The sequence below is a fragment of the Rossellomorea sp. ABR4_012 genome, from assembly GCF_056159545.1.
Window position 1 is genome coordinate 329,362 of record NZ_JBSWVK010000004.1, and the last position, 17,863, is coordinate 347,224.

At 42.0% G+C, this 17,863-nt stretch carries 14 protein-coding genes; all 14 read right to left on the reverse strand.

Annotated elements, in window-relative coordinates:
• Nucleotides 1-14: 14 nt before the first annotated feature.
• Nucleotides 15-2,135 (reverse strand): polyribonucleotide nucleotidyltransferase, encoded by a 2,121-nt coding sequence (pnp, locus tag ACXAFV_RS17650; RefSeq protein ID WP_475128387.1) that lies wholly within the window; start codon nucleotides 2,133-2,135, stop codon nucleotides 15-17.
• Between the two features lie 385 nt (nucleotides 2,136-2,520).
• Nucleotides 2,521-2,790, reverse strand: coding sequence for a 30S ribosomal protein S15 (gene rpsO, locus ACXAFV_RS17655; protein ID WP_032088789.1), 270 nt, complete (start codon nucleotides 2,788-2,790; stop codon nucleotides 2,521-2,523).
• A 135-nt stretch (nucleotides 2,791-2,925) separates the two neighbouring features.
• A complete protein-coding gene (gene ribF / locus ACXAFV_RS17660; RefSeq protein WP_475128389.1) occupies nucleotides 2,926-3,870 on the reverse strand; it encodes a bifunctional riboflavin kinase/FAD synthetase in 945 nt (314 codons plus the stop codon).
• 18 nt (nucleotides 3,871-3,888) lie between these two features.
• Nucleotides 3,889-4,797, reverse strand: coding sequence for a tRNA pseudouridine(55) synthase TruB (gene truB, locus ACXAFV_RS17665; RefSeq protein ID WP_475128391.1), 909 nt, complete (start codon nucleotides 4,795-4,797; stop codon nucleotides 3,889-3,891).
• Between the two features lie 87 nt (nucleotides 4,798-4,884).
• Entirely contained in the window at nucleotides 4,885-5,256 is a 372-nt protein-coding gene (rbfA, locus tag ACXAFV_RS17670) for a 30S ribosome-binding factor RbfA (RefSeq protein WP_475128392.1), read from the reverse strand.
• Nucleotides 5,257-5,313: 57 nt separating this feature from the next.
• A complete protein-coding gene (locus ACXAFV_RS17675; protein ID WP_475128394.1) occupies nucleotides 5,314-5,592 on the reverse strand; it encodes a DUF503 domain-containing protein in 279 nt (92 codons plus the stop codon).
• Nucleotides 5,589-7,781 (reverse strand): translation initiation factor IF-2, encoded by a 2,193-nt coding sequence (gene infB, locus ACXAFV_RS17680; RefSeq protein ID WP_475128396.1) that lies wholly within the window; start codon nucleotides 7,779-7,781, stop codon nucleotides 5,589-5,591. The genes ACXAFV_RS17675 and infB overlap by 4 nt, the downstream gene beginning before the upstream one ends.
• A 20-nt stretch (nucleotides 7,782-7,801) precedes the next feature.
• Complete coding sequence (locus ACXAFV_RS17685) at nucleotides 7,802-8,104, reverse strand: YlxQ family RNA-binding protein (RefSeq protein WP_475128398.1); 303 nt, start codon at nucleotides 8,102-8,104, stop codon at nucleotides 7,802-7,804.
• Between the two features lie 10 nt (nucleotides 8,105-8,114).
• Nucleotides 8,115-8,381, reverse strand: coding sequence for an RNase P modulator RnpM (gene rnpM, locus ACXAFV_RS17690; protein WP_475128400.1), 267 nt, complete (start codon nucleotides 8,379-8,381; stop codon nucleotides 8,115-8,117).
• Between the two features lie 12 nt (nucleotides 8,382-8,393).
• Nucleotides 8,394-9,527 carry a transcription termination factor NusA gene (nusA, locus tag ACXAFV_RS17695; RefSeq protein ID WP_475128401.1) on the reverse strand — a complete coding sequence of 378 codons (1,134 nt, stop codon included), beginning with the start codon at nucleotides 9,525-9,527 and terminating at the stop codon, nucleotides 8,394-8,396.
• Nucleotides 9,528-9,566: 39 nt separating this feature from the next.
• Nucleotides 9,567-10,034 carry a ribosome maturation factor RimP gene (rimP, locus tag ACXAFV_RS17700; protein ID WP_475128402.1) on the reverse strand — a complete coding sequence of 156 codons (468 nt, stop codon included), beginning with the start codon at nucleotides 10,032-10,034 and terminating at the stop codon, nucleotides 9,567-9,569.
• Nucleotides 10,035-10,217: 183 nt separating this feature from the next.
• On the reverse strand, nucleotides 10,218-14,537 hold the full coding sequence (locus ACXAFV_RS17705; RefSeq protein ID WP_475128404.1) for a PolC-type DNA polymerase III: 4,320 nt from the start codon (nucleotides 14,535-14,537) through the stop codon (nucleotides 10,218-10,220).
• 103 nt (nucleotides 14,538-14,640) lie between these two features.
• Nucleotides 14,641-16,350 carry a proline--tRNA ligase gene (locus ACXAFV_RS17710; protein ID WP_475128406.1) on the reverse strand — a complete coding sequence of 570 codons (1,710 nt, stop codon included), beginning with the start codon at nucleotides 16,348-16,350 and terminating at the stop codon, nucleotides 14,641-14,643.
• 201 nt (nucleotides 16,351-16,551) lie between these two features.
• Entirely contained in the window at nucleotides 16,552-17,811 is a 1,260-nt protein-coding gene (gene rseP / locus ACXAFV_RS17715) for an RIP metalloprotease RseP (RefSeq protein WP_475128407.1), read from the reverse strand.
• Nucleotides 17,812-17,863: the final 52 nt, after the last annotated feature.

Here is a 17,863-nt window from a genome sequence, read left to right on the forward strand (position 1 = left end):
AGCCAATCAGTGGATTATGCTTGATTTTGTTCTTCTTTTTCGCGTTGTTCTTTAAGTACGGCTTTTCGGGATAAGTTAACTCTTCCTTGGTTATCTACATCAAGGACTTTCACCAAGATTTCATCGCCGATCGAAACAACATCTTCTACTTTTCTGATTCGTTCTTCTGCAATTTCAGAAATGTGAACCAATCCGTCTTTTCCGGCAAAAATTTCTACAAATGCACCGAATTTTTCAATTCGTTTAACCTTACCAAGATACATTTGGCCAGCTTCAACTTCCCTTACGATATCTTCAATCGTTTTCTTAGCAACCTTATTCATTTCTTCATCAGTAGATGAGATGAAGATCGTTCCATCTTGTTCTATATCGATCTTTACACCTGTTTCATCAATGATCTTATTGATTTGCTTACCGCTTGGTCCAATAACATCACGAATTTTGTCAGGATTAATATGCATCGTAAGAATCTTTGGAGCATACTGAGAAAGGGATGATCTTGATTCACCCAATGTTGCAAGCATGCTGTCAAGGATTTGCATTCTTCCAATTTTAGCTTGCTGAAGCGCTTCTTCTAAGATCTCTCTTGATAACCCTTCAATTTTGATATCCATTTGAAGGGCAGTAACGCCTTTGGAAGTACCTGCTACCTTAAAGTCCATATCCCCTAAGAAATCTTCCATTCCTTGAATATCTGTAAGAATAGAATAATGTTCTCCGGATTTAACCAGACCCATTGCAATACCTGCTACTGGAGCTTTTATCGGTACACCTGCATCCATCATCGCAAGAGTACTTGCACAAATACTGGCTTGTGAAGTAGAGCCATTTGACTCAAGAACTTCGGATACAAGTCTGATTGTATAAGGGAAATCCTTTTCATTCGGAATGATCGGCTCAAGAGCACGTTCACCTAAAGCACCGTGTCCGATTTCACGACGGCCTGGTCCTCTGATCGGCCCTGTTTCCCCAACACTGAATTGTGGGAAATTGTAATGGTGCATAAAACGCTTGGATTCTTCGATTCCCAATCCATCAAGGATTTGAACATCGCCTAAGGCACCTAACGTACAAATACTGAGCGCCTGGGTTTGTCCACGTGTGAATAGTCCGGAACCATGCGTTCTAGGCAGGAGGCCTACTTCTGAAGAAAGTGGACGGATTTCATCAACTCTACGGCCATCAGGACGTACTTTCTCTTCAGTGATCAGACGACGCACTTCATTTTTAACGAGTTTGTCCAGAATCTTTTTCACATGCTTCAACGTGTCTTCTTCTGCTTCTTTATCTTCAAAAGCTGTCATTACTTGTTTTTTAACTGCAGTGATTGCTTCTTCACGTGCGTGCTTTTCCTGAACTTGAATAGCAGGGATCAATTCTTCTTCACATAGTGAACGTACTTCTGCTTCCAGTTCCTGATCAAGTTCGAAGAGTTGAATTTCCATTTTTTCTTTGCCGACTTTTGCAACAATTTCTTCTTGGAATGCCACTAATCGTTTGATTTCTTCATGACCGAACATAATGGCTTCCAGCATCGTTTCTTCGGGAACTTCATCTGCCCCTGCTTCAACCATGTTGATTGCATCTTTCGTTCCTGCCACTGAAAGATGAATTTCACTTTTCTCAAGCTGCTCAACTGACGGGTTAATGATGAACTCTCCATCAATCAGACCTACTATCACACCGGCAATCGGACCTTCGAAAGGAATATCAGATACCGACAGGGCAAGTGAAGATCCGAACATAGCCGCCATTTCAGACGAACAATTCTGGTCTACACTCATGACCATGCTGATGACCTGAACTTCGTTACGGAAGCCGTCTGCAAATAACGGGCGAATTGGACGGTCGATTAACCGGCTGGCTAAAATGGCTTTTTCACTTGGACGCCCTTCACGTTTGATAAATCCTCCAGGAATTTTACCAACTGCATATAATCTTTCTTCGTAATTAACTGTTAACGGAAAGAAATCCAGCGGTTTCGGTTCTTTAGACGCGGTTGCGCTGCTCAGAACTGCTGTATCTCCGTAGCGCACCAATACTGCACCGTTGGCTTGTTTAGCCAATTGGCCAACTTCCACCGTTAATTCTCTTCCAGCCCATTCGATGGAAAAGGTTTGTTTAGTTTGTTCCATATAGTGTACCCCTCTCTTTATACATCACTTAAAGGGTGTCGGTTTTACCTTACCCGTATTAAAAAATTCCAATAATCTATATCATGCACTAAAGTGCTGTTATATTCAAATAAGTATGGACCTTAATCTTCTGCCAAGAAGAGCATTTTAAACACAGCTTCCTTATCCTGCCACAGCATAAGTACACCGTTGTATGCTTGCCGCTTCTATCTGAAGCCTATCCGCTTTTCTTATTATGTATTGTAGACAAAAAGTCGCTATATGAATACTTTTGAGGTAAAATCTTTGAATGACTAGTTTAAAAAGTGCTGGTCAATCATACAAAGATTTCCACTTATAAAAACTAAAGAAAAAGCGGGAAATATTCCCGCTTCCTTGTCTCTGATTATCGACGTAAACCTAATTTGTTAATTAACTCACGGTAGCGTTGTACATCTTTCTTACGCAGGTAAGATAAAAGATTACGACGGTGACCTACCATTTTAAGAAGACCGCGACGAGAGTGGTGATCTTTCTTATGAACGCGTAAGTGATCGTTCAGATTGTTAATTTCTTCTGTTAGGACAGCAATTTGAACTTCTGGAGATCCAGTATCGTTCTCATGTGTTTTGTATTCACTGATAAGTTCGTTTTTACGCTCTTTAGTGATAGCCATCCTTTTCACCTCCTAATAATTTCTTTCAAATCCCCTGTTACCGAGCATACGTTGGTGAATCGTGATGCCAAGCAAAGGTTCATTTCATACGCTATTTAGAATACTACTTTTTTCTACAAAAATCAAGTGATAACATCAAATTCTTGAAAAGTAAGAGATGGCGGTTTCTTTATCCTTCTGAATTTGAGTGATCAACTCTTCAATACCTGAAAATTTCTGTTCATCCCTTATCCTTTCAAACCATTCAATATGTACCTCTTCCCCATAGATGGAGGAATGGAAATCAAACAAATGAACTTCGATTGATAATGAATATTCATCAGGGTTTTTAAATGTAGGCTTAAAACCTACATTGCATACTCCGTCATACCATTGGTCATAAATTCTCATGCGGACGGCATAAACCCCGTTTTTTGGAATCAGATAGGTATGGGCCATTTCTATATTCGCTGTCGGAAAACCGATTTTCCGGCCGCGCTTATCACCATGAATAACGGTACCCTTCATCCTGTAGGGTCTGCCCAAAAGCTTGGCAACTCTTGTTACGTTTCCTTCTTTCAGACTTTCACGGATCAAAGTGGAACTGATTTTGTCTTCTTCTTCGGTAAGCTTTGGAACGGTAGTGGAAGTAAATCTCTCCCTCGAGTGAAAGGGCAGCGTTTCCATCGTTCCCTTTCCCATTCTTCCATAAGAATAATCAAATCCCGCCACTACATGAGTTACGTTAAAATCGATGATATATTGATCGATAAATTCCTGTGGCAAAAGGCTGGCAAACTCTGAAGTGAAGCGCACCACAAATAAATAGTCCACCCCTAGGTCACTTATGATTTCCTTTTTATCTTCAAGGGGGGTAATGTAACTTATATGCTTGTGCTTATGCCCCAGCACTACAGAAGGATGAGGGTCAAACGTCATCACAGCACTATGTACATTTTGTTCTTTAGCTGTTTCAACAGCCGTTCTGATCACCCTCTGGTGCCCTTTATGAACGCCGTCAAAATAACCAAGCGCCAAGACCATCGGGGGGAATTCATCTTTACTAAACGAATGAGGATGATGTACAGTTATTAATTTCACAGTATTTCACCTTTTTCACTAGTCGTTGAATAGTACTTTTACAGGCTTAATGACCTCTGGTTTATCAGGATGGCACTTATAAATAGCGATGGCACGTCCGTCATGCTCCATTACCACTTCTGATTCATTTGGCCAATCCTCAGGCTCTTGTAAGCGTGCACCATTCTTCACTTTCTCTGCTAATGTATCACTAATTACCATTTTCGGCAAATGAGAAAGTCCCGATTCCAAAGGATCAAGAAGCTCTTCAGCTCTATCACTTTGGACGTACTCCGCGACTTGCTCCAAAGTGAAACAGTCAGCTTGTGTGAAACTTGCTGATTTTGTACGGGTAAGCGAAGACATATGGGCAGGATAGCCAAGCTGCTTCCCGATTTCGACAGCAAGGGTTCTTACGTATGTACCTTTACTGCATGACACTTTAAAGGAGAAATGAGGATGTTCCCCCTCCAATTCTGTCCAATCATCCAAAAGCTCCAACTCATGAATAAGGACCTTCCTCGATGGCCTTTCCACTTCAATCCCTTTGCGGGCATATTCATAAAGTCTTTTGCCATTCACTTTAACAGCGGAATACATCGGTGGCGTCTGAGTGATTTCACCAGTCAGGTTGTTTAGAATCTTTTGTACCATGTTTCTGTAAATAAGTTTCTCTACCGGTTTAGTTTCAACCACTTCCCCCCAGGCATCTTCGGTCGTAGTGCTTGAACCAAGTGTTACTTCGCCTTCGTATGTTTTTCCTGCGGAAGTAATATATTCAGCTATTTTCGTCGCCCTGCCGATACAGATTGGAAGGACTCCCGATACTTCAGGATCGAGAGTACCTGTATGGCCAACTTTCTTCGTCCGAAGCAATTTCCTTAATTTAAACACACAATCATGAGAAGTCATGCCCCTTGGTTTCCATAAAGGTAATATTCCGTTCATTACAGAACCTCCATTCGCTACAAAAAAATCAAAATAAAAAGACTGACCCTTACGAAAATGATTCCCGCTTGGATCAGCCCTTTCATGTTACTCGTCTTTATTCTTTGAATCTTCTTCCGGCTCATCTTGGACTTTACGTAGTAAAGTTTCAATATGATTACCATATTCGATCGATTCATCAAACTCAAAGATTATTTCCGGTGTTTTACGAAGACGGACCCTCTGTCCCACTTCCGAACGGATAAATCCTTTCGCCTTCGCCAGACCCTTTAATGTATTTTCTCTTTGGTCTTCTCCACCAAGAACAGTAATGTATACTTTTGCCTGCTGAAGATCCCCGGAAACCTGTACATCCGTAACTGTAACAAATCCAATACGCGGGTCTTTAATTTTTCGTCCGATAATATCGCTGAGCTCTTTCTTCATTTGCTCGCCAACTCGATTCGCACGATGGCTCATCAATATCACCCCATATTTCTATCATTATTGTGAGCATTGAAGCGTGAGTGTCATTCATTAAATCAATTCTCTTATCGTATCGGTTCTTTCCCATTCAGGGAAAGAGTCGATAAACTTTAATGCATTTTCCATTTCTTTTTCACTGGACGCCCTGGTAGAAGCGACGGTGACGATGGCTATTCTTGTTCTTTGCCATACATCCTGATGATCTATTTCAGAAACAGCTACATTATATTTCTGCTTTAATCGAGTAAGGACTCTCTGTAATACAGCTCTTTTCTCTTTTAAAGAGTGAGAATCATGAATCATGCACTCACATTCAACATATGTGATCATTTACGAGTGATTTCCTCCATAATATAGGCTTCGATAACATCGCCTTCTTTAACATCATTGAAGTTTTTGATCGTAATTCCACATTCATAGCCTTTCGCAACTTCTTTAGCATCATCCTTGAAACGTTTAAGAGCATCAAGCTCCCCTTCAAAGATTACGACGCCGTCACGAATCAGACGTACGCCTGAGTCGCGAGAGATTTTACCTTCTGTTACATAGCTTCCCGCAATCGTACCAACTTTAGACACTTTAAATGTTTGGCGAACCTCTGCTTGACCGATAATTTTTTCTTCAAACTCCGGATCAAGCATCCCTTTCATTGCTGCTTCAATTTCTTCCATGACTTTATAAATGATGCGATGTAAGCGGATTTCTACACCTTCTGCATCAGCAGCACGCTTTGCATTCACATCAGGACGCACATTGAATCCAATGACAATTGCATTCGATGCGGATGCAAGAGTGATATCAGACTCATTGATTGCCCCTACACCAGTGTGAATGATGTTAATCTTTACACCTTCTACTTCGATTTTCAACAATGAAGCAGCCAAAGCTTCTACAGAGCCTTGAACATCTGCCTTAAGTACAAGGTTAAGATCCTTCATTTCACCTTGTTTCATTTGTTCGAATAAAGTCTCAAGGCTTACTTTGGATTTTTCACCGCGCTGGGCTTGAAGAGCTTGTGAAGCACGCGCTTCACCAACGGAACGGGCCGTTTTCTCGTCTTCAAAGACTACAAAACGATCTCCTGCCTGAGGTACATCATTCAGACCTGTGATTTCTACCGGTGTAGATGGACCCACTTCTTTCACACGGCGACCAAGATCATTAACCATCGCACGTACACGACCAAATGTGTTACCTACTACAATCGGATCTCCGACTTTAAGTGATCCATTTTGCACCAATAAAGTAGCTACAGATCCACGGCCTTTATCCAGCTGAGCTTCGATGACTGTACCAAGAGCAAGACGATCCGGATTTGCTTTCAGCTCTTCTACTTCACTTACAAGGACAATCATCTCAAGAAGGTTATCAATACCTTCCCCCGATAGTGCTGATAGTGGAACAAAGATTGTGTCTCCGCCCCAAGCTTCAGGTACGAGTTCATATTCTGTAAGTTCCTGCATTACACGGTCAGGATTAGCTGCTTCCTTGTCCATTTTATTCACAGCAATGATGATTGGTACCTCAGCAGCCTTTGCGTGGTTGATCGCTTCCACAGTCTGCGGCATGACACCATCATCAGCTGCAACGACAATGATGGCGATATCCGTAACTTGAGCACCACGTGCACGCATTGTGGTGAAGGCAGCATGTCCAGGAGTATCAAGGAAAGTGATTTTCTTTCCTTCCACTTCTACTTGATAAGCACCGATATGCTGTGTAATCCCGCCTGCTTCGCCTGCAGTCACTTTCGTATTACGGATTGAATCAAGAAGTGTTGTTTTACCATGGTCAACGTGACCCATGATTGTTACAACAGAAGGGCGCTCCTTCAATTGACCTTCAACATCTTCAGTGAAGTACACACTAAGGTCTGTCGTATCGATTTTGATCTCTTCTTCAACTTCTACACCGTATTCACCGGCAATCAATTCAATTGAATCCTTATCAAGTTCCTGATTGATCGTTGCCATAACGCCAAGCATGAATAGCTTTTTGATGATTTCAGAAGGTTCTTTATGAAGTTTCTTGGCAAGTTCAGCAACCGACAATGATTCAGAGAAGGTGATCTTTGAAGGAAGTTCCTTCTTCTTGGCAGGCTGCTGTTGCTGTGGAGCCTGCTTGAAGTTTTTATTTGGCTTATTGTTTCTATTATTTTTATTTTTCTTGTTGTTATGGTTATTATTATTGAAAGCTTTTTTCTCCTTTGACTGGGACTGCTGATCATGTTTTTTCCCTTCACGGTTCTTAGGCGCAGACTTCACCTTTTCCTTGTTAGGGGAATTTCCTTCTTTAGCAGTGTTTTGTTTCTGGGTAGAATTTTTTTGAGCCGGTTTATTTCCCTGCTCTTTAGAATTTGAATTACCGGAAAACATCGAATCTAATTTCTTCACCGTGTCGTCTTCTATTGTTGCCATATGATTTGATACCTCAATATTCAATTGCTTTAATTTAGAAATAACATCTTTGCTTGAAACATTATATTTTTTTGCATATTCATAAACACGCATCTTGCTCATATGTTCACCCCCATTGAGATTCAATCGAGCATTTCAGATAATTTATCGGCAAATCCTTTATCGGATAAGGCTACGACCACCCTGGCTTCTTTTCCTATCGAATTGCCAAGGATATATCTGTCTTCCACAAACCTGACCGGCACGTGATAAGACTTGCATTTATCTGTGACCTTCTTTTGAGTGTTTGCGGAAGCATCTTTGGAAAGCAGTACTAGCTTTGCCCGTCCGCTCCGGACTTCCTTAATCACCAGTTCTTCACCAGAAATAATCTTACGTGCCCGATTTGCCAACCCTAAAAGTGACATCCAACGATCTTGTTTCATACGCTAAACGTTACTCCTTCTCTACAAGACTTATCAATTCTTCATAAATAGAATCATCTATCTTTGCTTGTAATTGATTGGCTAAAGTATTTTTCTTTTTTGCTTGTAAAATGACATCTTTATCCTTAGAAAGGTAAGCACCGCGACCGGATTTCTTACCGGTTGGATCAATCGATACTTCTCCTTCTTTTGAACGGACAATCCGTATCATTTCTTTCTTTGGTTTCATTTCTCCAGTTGCTACACATTTGCGCAATGGAATCTTTTTGCTGCCCATGATTTTCACCTCTTAATCTTGATCATCGAAATCAATATTTAAAGGTTCGTTATCATACTCTTCTTCTTCATCCTGAGGAAGGAATGCTTCTTCACGAGGATAGAGTCCAAGTTCCCGTGCATCTGTTTCACTCTTGATATCAATCTTCCAGTTTGTCAATTTAGCTGCGAGGCGCGCATTCTGCCCTCGTTTACCTATTGCAAGTGATAGTTGATAATCAGGCACGACCACTCTCGTAGCTTTATCTTCTTCATTCACTTGAACATCCAGCACTTTTGATGGGCTTAACGCGTTTGCGACAAATGTAACCGGATCTTCTGACCACTGTACAATATCAATTTTCTCGCCTTTTAATTCATTGACTATCGCTTGTACACGTGCTCCCTTTGTCCCTACACACGCTCCAACCGGATCAATCTCGGAATTTTCAGCATGGACGGAAATCTTGGACCGGTCGCCGGCTTCACGGGCTACCGATTTAATTTCTACCGTTCCATCAAAGATTTCAGGAACTTCAATCTCGAACAGTCGTTTTAATAAGCCTGGATGAGTACGGGAAACAAAGATTTGAGGACCTTTTGTCGTTTTCTCGACCTTTGTGATGAATACTTTGATCCGGTCATGCGGTTTATACGTTTCATTAGGCATTTGTTCACTCACAGGAAGGAGCGCTTCAATCTTGCCCAATGCTACATAAATGAATCGATTGTCTTGGCGCTGCACGATACCTGTCATAATATCTTCTTCACGATCGACGAATTCAGAATAAATGATTCCGCGTTCCGCTTCTCTGACACGTTGTGTAACAACTTGTTTGGCAGTTTGAGCAGCAATTCGTCCGAAGTCTTTAGGTGTAACCTCTAATTCCACAACATCGCCGACTTCATAACTTGGATTGATTTCTCCGGCATCTTCAACTGAAATTTCAAGACGGGAATCAAAGACTTCCTCAACAACTTCCTTACGGGCGAATACCCGCATAGTACCAGTTTCAAGGTTAAGGTCTACGCGTACATTCTGTGCTTGATTAAAGTTTCTCTTATAAGCCGAAACCAAAGCTGCTTCAATTGCTTCAATAATCACATCTCTTGCGATGCCTTTTTCTTTCTCTAAAACAGTTAGAGCATCTAATAACTGAGTGCTCATGGTGGTGTCATCCCCCTTTATTATACGGTTGTATCCTTTTTAGAAAGTAACAGCTAATCTTGCGATGGCAACTTTATCGGCAGGAATTTCAACCTTCTTTTTTCTTGTTTTGATTGTTACTTCAAGCGCAATTGTTTCAGAAGAATAGGAAAGCAAAGTTCCTTCAAATGCCTTTTCTCCATTAATCGGTTCATACGTTTTCACGTATACGTTCTTTCCGATTGATTTCTGAAAGTCCTTTTCATTTTTCAAAGGACGTTCTGCACCTGGTGAAGAGACTTCCAGGAAATAATTGTGAGGGATCGGATCGATTTCATCCAGTTTTTCACTCAATCGCTCGCTGACTATTCCGCATTCTTCAATGTCCACACCTGAATCCTTATCGATGAAGACACGCAGGAACCAATTGGATCCTTCTTTTACGTATTCCATGTCAATAAGTTCTAATGACATATCATCTAGGATAGGTGTGACAAGTTCTTCTACTAGTGTAATAATTTTGCTCATACTTACCTCCTGGTCTATATGAAAATCTTGCACCAAGACTAGAAATAATCGTTAAAAATCTCCATGTAATAACGAAAGAGTGGGGTGCGACCCCACTCTTCTGCTTTAGAGCTATCTTTAGTATTTCCAATAAAAATATACCATAATCCACATTTTTATGCAAACAATTCCCATGAGACAGGGCTAGAAGAGGGATAATTGGTTTTTATCCGGCAAGCTTTCCAGACATCCATGATTGTCAAGATACTCAATAATGGTCTTGGATACACGTCCCCTCTGCTGAAGATCCTCTTTTGATAGGAACTCACCGTCCTCACGTGCTTTGACAATATTGATCGCCGCGTTAGTGCCAAGACCCGGAATGGAGTTGAATGGAGGGATTAAAGAATCTCCGTCAATGATGAACTCCGATGCGTGGGAACGGTAAAGATCTACCTTTTGAAATTTATATCCCCTCTCACACATCTCGAGTGCAAGCTCCAGAACAGTAAGTGTGTTCTTTTCCTTAGGTGAAGCATCGAGACCCTTGCTGTTGATTTCCTCTATTTTTGCACGTACAGCCTGAGAACCCCTTACCATGGCTTCAATATCAAAATCCTCCGCCCTTACTGTAAAGTAAGCAGCATAATATAGGAGGGCATGATGAACCTTGAAATAAGCGATTCTGACTGCCATGAGTACATATGCTGCAGCATGGGCTTTCGGGAACATGTATTTAATTTTCAAGCAGGAGTCGATATACCAATCAGGTACTCCGTTGTTCTTCATTTCATCTACCCATTCATCCTGAAGACCTTTCCCTTTTCGTACGAATTCCATGATCTTAAACGCAAGGGATGGTTCAAGTCCCTGATAGATAAGGTAAACCATGATATCATCACGACAGCCGATTACTTCACTCAGGTTACAAATCTTGTTGTGAATCAGTTCTTGTGCATTTCCAAGCCACACGTCAGTCCCGTGGGAAAGCCCGGAAATCTGGACAAGCTCTGAGAAGGTAGTCGGCTTTGTATCTTCAAGCATCTGACGTACAAAGCGAGTACCGAATTCGGGAATCCCGAGTGTCCCCGTTTTACACATGATTTGTTCCTCTGTAACGCCAAGTGATTCCGTTCCGCTGAAAATCTTCATTACTTCAGGATCGTCTGTCGGAATCGTTTTTGGATCGATTCCTGATAAATCCTGAAGCATGCGGATCACAGTCGGGTCGTCGTGACCTAGTATATCAAGCTTCAACAAGTTATCATGGATCGAATGGAAGTCAAAGTGTGTCGTTCTCCATTCCGAGTTCTGGTCATCTGCAGGATATTGAATCGGGGAGAAATCAAAGATATCCATATAGTCCGGAACAACGATGATTCCACCTGGATGCTGACCTGTTGTACGCTTGACACCAGTACAGCCGCTGACCAGTCTATCGATTTCCGCTCCCCTGATTTGGAGTGCATTGTCATTTGCATATCCCTTTACATAACCATAGGCTGTTTTTTCTGCAACCGTACCAATCGTTCCTGCTCGATATACATTATCTTCCCCGAATAGTACTTTCGTGTAATTATGTGCCTTAGGCTGGTACTCACCTGAGAAGTTCAAATCGATATCGGGAACTTTATCCCCTTTAAAGCCAAGGAAGGTTTCGAAAGGAATGTCATGCCCATCTTTTTTGTATGCGTGACCGCAATCGGGACAGTCTTTATTGGGAAGATCAAAACCTGAGCCGACAGACCCGTCATCAAAGAACTCTGACTTCTTGCATGCCGGACAAACATAATGCGGCGGCAGCGGATTCACTTCGGTTATTTCTGTCATTGTTGCAACGAATGAAGACCCTACCGATCCACGTGAACCTACAAGGTATCCATCATCAAGGGATTTTTTAACAAGTTTATGAGAGATCAAGTAAATCACCGCAAACCCGTGACCGATGATACTCTTTAATTCTTTTTCGAGCCTTGCTTCCACGATTTCAGGGAGTTCCTCCCCGTAAATGCTTTTTGCCATCGCGTAGCTCATTCGACGCATTTCTTCGTCGGCACCTTCGATCTTAGGTGTATACAAATCGTCCTTGATCGGTTTGATGACTTCAACCATATCTGCGACCTTATTAGAATTTTCCACGACAATTTCTTTCGCTTTATCCTTACCCAAGAAGGAAAAACAATCAAGCATCTCATTGGTTGTCCTGAAATGCACGTCAGGCAGCGTATGGCGGTTTAAAGGATTGGCACCGCCCTGCGAACCAACAAGGATCTGCCTGTAGATTTTATCCGTTTCGTTTAAATAATGGACATTTCCTGTCGCCACAACGGGCTTGTTGATCTTTTCACCAAGCTCCACGATATTCTTGATGATGTCTTCAAGGTTCTTTTGGCTCTGCACAAGGTCAAGCTCGATTAAGTGCTGATAGACTTCTCTCGGATGAACCTCTAAATAATCATAGAAATGAGCCGTCTCCTCCACCTCTGCTATCCCTTTTTGCATCATGCCTTCAAAGACCTCACCCTTATCACATCCTGATCCCACCAAAATACCGGTACGGTACTTCTGGAGCTGTGAGCGGGGAATTCTCGGGACCCTGTAGAAGTAATGCATATGTGAAATGGATACCAATTTGTACAGGTTCTTAAGCCCTTCCTCATTTTGTGCTATCAACGTGCAGTGATATGGCCTTGAGCGTTTATAGGCATCCCCTTTCCCCATATAATCGTTTAATTGATTATGGTTGATTATGCCTTTTTCGAACGCATCTTTCAGCATTTTGAGCAGAAGATATCCGGTAGCTTCCGCATCATAGATCGCACGGTGATGCTGGGTTAATTCGACATCGAATTTCTTGGCCAGTGTGTTCAATCGATGGTTTTTAAACTGCGGATACAATAATCTTGCAAGTTCTAACGTATCGATTACTGGATTAGCCGCTTTCGGAATGCCCGCTTTTTTATAACCTGCATTCAGGAAGCCCATGTCAAAGGAAGCATTGTGAGCGACTAATACATCGTCCCCCACCCATTTATGATAATCGTGAAGAACATCATTAATTTCAGGTGCATTTTGGACCATATCATCCGTAATGCCTGTTAAATCGATTGTAGTGGCGGACAGCGGATGATGCGGATTAGCGAAAGATTCAAATCGATCTATGATTTCGCCATCTTTTATCTTAACGGCTGCGAGCTCGATGATGGTGTCATAAACTGCTGAAAGCCCCGTTGTTTCAACATCAAAGACTACATAAACCGCATCTTCCAATGGCCGGTCGGTTTCGTTGTAACCTATCGGGACCCCATCGTCCACCAGGTTTGCTTCGAGCCCATATAAAACCTTAATATCATTTTTCTTACTAGCATTATAAGCCTCTGGGAACGATTGAGCGACAGCATGGTCTGTAATCGCTATTGCTTTATGTCCCCATTTTTTCGCTTGTGCCACAAGACTTGAAACTGAGCTCACCGCATCCATTTGACTCATAGGGGAATGCATATGGAGTTCCACTCTTTTCTCCTCAGAGGGGGCTGTATCAAGTCGCAGGACAGGCTTAATTTCATTCACATCATTGGCAATCATGACCAAATCCCTGACAAAGGTATCGTTTTGGATACTTCCTCGGCAGCGGACCCACATTCCTTTTTTCATGTTATTCATGACAGCCGCATCCTCTTTATCCCTTGAAAACATCTTTACGAGGATCGAGCTGGTATAATCTGTCACTTTAAAGGTTAGTAGAGTTCTTCCGCTTCTGAGTTCCCTCGTTTCACAGTCGAATACGTACCCTTCAATTGCAATTCGTCTCTCTTCATCATAAATTTCTTCGATTTTCCTGAAGTCAGCGTCATCCTTAATTGAAAGACCCAGCATAAATGGTCCGCTCGGTGCATCAGATGCTTCTTCTTTTTCAGCTTTTTCCATTTCGATAAGAGCCTGCTTCGCTCTCTCTTGATCTTCTTTCATTTTTTCTTCAAGGAACTTTTCATAGTCATTATTTTGCTCATCGATTTGAGCAACCTCCGCATCGAGAACCAATTTTGGAAAACCAAAATTCTCGAACGCAGAAGAAATGATCTCGCCATATTTTCTCTTCAATTGTGACGCTTCAGTGTCGTTCGATGCTTTAACAATAATTTTGTTTCCGATTATTTCAGGTTTTTGAGTGTTGAGAAGTTTTAACAGGGGAGGAGAAATTCCCTGAATTTCTTTTACACATTCACCCCAATAATCAAGTATCGATTGTTCCGTTACATCCATATTGAGGACTTTAAGGCTGAAGCTGACATTGGCAATGTGCTTGAACGATGTTTGGAGAGCCATTGAAAAGCGGCTCCAAACTTTGCAAGGGATCATTTCTTCCAACGTAAAATAGAAGTGCCATTTTCTCTCACTTCGATAGACGGCAAGTTTTTCTATTTCTGCATTGTTAAAATACTTAACGAATGCATCTTCCGTCAGCCCTAATTGCTGCAGTAACAGTTGAAATCTCTCTTTTTTGCCGAGGGACTTTTCATCCATTTGTATCTTCCCCCATTTCTATATATTATTTGTACCATTTATAACCGAAGAAAAGGGCTGACGATAAGGATCATTGCTTCCCTAAAGGATCAGCCCTTTTTTATTAAGAAAGAGTTTCGAATAAACCTGTCAAGGTGGACATCAGCTCGTCTTTATGAACTTCTAGCATTTCACCTGTATTTCTTACTTTTACTTCTACGATGCCGTCCGATGCTTTCTTTCCGACTGTAATCCGGATAGGCAGGCCAATCAAGTCAGAATCAGCAAATTTCACTCCCGGACGTTCAGTACGATCATCCATAAGGACATCATAACGATTCTTTCTAAGCTCTTCATAAAGTTCATCAGCCAAAGCTGATTGATGCTCGTCCTTAAGATTGATCGGAATCAGATGCAGATCGTAAGGCGATAATTTAGAAGGCCATACGAGTCCATTATCATCGTTGAATTGCTCAGCCACGGCTGCAAGTGTACGAGAAACCCCGATACCATAGCAGCCCATGATGATTGATTGTGCACGGCCGTTTTCATCCAGGAACGTACTGTTCATGGCATCAGAATACCTTGTTCCCAGCTTGAAGACATGTCCTACTTCTATACCTTTTGCAAAGACGATCGTTCCTTCGCCATCAGGTGAAGGGTCTCCCTCTTGGATGAAACGCAAGTCTCCGTATTCGGTAACCTGAAAGTCACGGTCAGGGTTCACATTGATCAGGTGATACCCTTCCTCGTTCGCACCCGCTACACCATTGCGAATATATTTCACAGCCTGGTCAGCTACCACCTTCACCTTGTCTCCTAACGAACAAGGGCCGATTGAACCGACCTCGCATCCAAGGATTTCTTTGGTTTCTTCAGTTGAAGCCAGTTCTACTAGATTTGCATTCAAAAAGTTCTTTACTTTGATGTCATTTATTTCGTGATCACCCCGGGAAAGAACCAGCACAAATTCTTCGTCTACTTTAAATAACAGTGATTTAATACAGTTTTCTTTACCGGAATCAAGGAAGGATGCAACTTCCTCTATCGTTTTGACTTCTGGAGTAGATACTTTTTCAACATCTTTCATTTCTTCATTAGATAGTGAATATGAATCAATCACTTCAGCCATTTCGATATTTGCTGCATAAGTGGACTGATTCGAATAGGCAATAGTATCTTCACCGACTTCGGATAGAACCATGAATTCATGGGTGTCTTTTCCGCCCATTGCTCCGGAATCAGCAATAACCGCCCTGAAATTCAGGCCGCAACGATTGAATATATTCGTATATGCTTGAAATATTTGTTCATATGTCTCGTCCAAGCTTTCTGCAGAGGAGTGGAAAGAATAGGCATCTTTCATCACGAATTCCCTTCCTCGCAGCAAACCGAATCGCGGGCGTTTCTCATCCCGGTACTTCGTTTGGATTTGATAAAGAGTGAGCGGCAGTCGTTTGTATGATTTGATCTCATCTCTTACAATACTTGTAATCATCTCTTCATGCGTTGCGCCGAGGGCAAACTCCCGTTCATGACGATCATTCATACGCATCAACTCAGGGCCATACGTGCCCCATCTTCCTGATTCCTTCCATAGTTCAGAAGGCTGGAGAGCAGGCATTAATAGTTCAGCCGCACCGACCGCGTCCAATTCTTCCCGTACGATATCTTCTACTTTCTTCAATACCTTTTTTCCTAAAGGTAGAAAACTATATATCCCGCTTGCATTTTGTCTAATATAACCTGCACGCAGCAAAAGCTGATGACTTTTGATTTCCGCGTCTGCCGGTGTCTCTCTAAGGGTAGGGATCAAAGTGTTACGTTGCTTCATTTAATAGCACCTCAGTTACCAGATAATGTTTATTGTGAATGTGAAAAATATGTAACCCATAAGAAAAGAACGGAGAAAACACCCTCCATTCTCCTTTCTATTTTAGCGTAAATGAACAGGCAGTTCTACCCTCAGTTTTAGTTGTTTGAGGTAGAAACTGCCTGAACATCCTGCTATATCCTTTAAAATGAAAAATACATCTTATAAAAAGAATCGCTGAATATCGTTCCAAGTCACGACCAGCATCAGAACCATAAGAAGGGCAAATCCCACAAAATGGACCATTCCTTCCATTTGACGGTCGACCGGTTTACCACGAACTGCTTCTATGGCGAAGAATAAGAGCCTTCCCCCATCAAGAGCAGGTATAGGAAGCAAGTTCATAATCCCTAAATTGATACTCAAGATAGCTGCCCATCTCATTAAGTAAAAGATTCCGGATTTAGCAACCACATCTGTCGACTGATATATCCCTACCGGCCCTGACAGAGCATCAATCGAGAATTCACCTGATACCAGTTTTCCCAGAAGGACAAAAATCATCTTTGTCCACTCATACGTTTGTTCTGCACTATTCGTAACAACCTTCAACGGAGACTTTTCAACCGGGCTGTGAACCCCGATGATTCCAATTTCCTTGCCTTCCACTTCTTGAGGCTTAGGTGTAACAGAAATCTCCTGGGTCGTACCCCCTCGTTCAACAGTGAACTTAAGTTCATCTCCAGGATGTTTCTGAATGACAGTTACGATGTCTTCCCAAGTAGATATTTCCTTCCCATCAATACTTTGAACGACATCATTCTTTTGGAGTCCAGATTCTCTGGCTGCACCATCCTCAGTCAAGTTTCCGAGGACAGGATCATTGGTAGGCACACCTTGTAATAGCCCGACGAGTAAAAAGATAAAGAATGCCAGAATGAAGTTGAATAGCGGTCCGGCAAATATGGCCATTGCTCGCTTAGGGAGGGATTTCGAAGCAAATTGTCGATCCCACGGAGCTATCTGTGTTTCAACACCATCTTCAACAAATACCGCTTCACGTGAAATTTCAAATTTCTTAATTACTTCTTCCTCATCATCTTCATATCCGCGAATGTAAAGCCTGTGCTCCAAATCCGCATCTTCGACTTCGATCACACGTATATTCGGGTAGCGGTCTTTATTATTCAGGACGATCTTTTTAATCTTTTCATCCTGGTCCAGAATAAGACCTATTCTATGTCCAGCCTTCAGTTCGACCATTTCCGGGTCTTCCCCGGCCATCCGGACGAACCCGCCCAGCGGCAGAAGTCTAATTGTGTATGTCGTTTCGTCCTTTTTGAAAGAAAATACTTTAGGGCCGAAGCCTATCGCAAATTCACGGCATAATATCCCGGCACGCTTAGCGAAGATCAAGTGGCCCAGTTCATGAAAAAATACTAAAGCGCCAAAAATAACGATAAAGGCAATTACTGTTTGCAAATATAAAACCACCTTTTAATAACCTGGTATTCTCAGGCCTGATAAGTACAAC